General features: G+C 52.5%; 1 protein-coding gene. It reads right to left on the minus strand.

From position 1 onward, the window contains the following. On the minus strand, positions 1 to 297 hold a 297-nt coding region (locus AC1RPU_RS08140; protein ID WP_481769667.1), incomplete at both ends, for a hypothetical protein.

Consider the following 297-nt stretch of genomic DNA (forward strand, 5'->3'; position numbering starts at 1 on the left):
GTTACCAGATACGCCGAACCGTTTGCCGGAACTGTTTGGTAGAACGGATTGGTTGCGTTATACCCGGTATCGATGGTCTGCATACCGCTCGCCAAAAGCGCCGTGTTCGTATCGATGGTGTTAAGACCTGCGTACTGAGATACGTGGTTGGCGTTAGCATCGAAGTTACCCACTATATAGACAGCACCAAGCGGAAGCTTTGTATTCTTGGTGCGCCCGTATACGTAGTTGTCTGTCGGGTTGCTGGAACCGTTAGGAATTGCCGATAGGCCGGCAACGCCGCCCGGTTTGTCTATC

Source organism: Dellaglioa sp. CoH-55-MRSF-7, assembly GCF_056782235.1.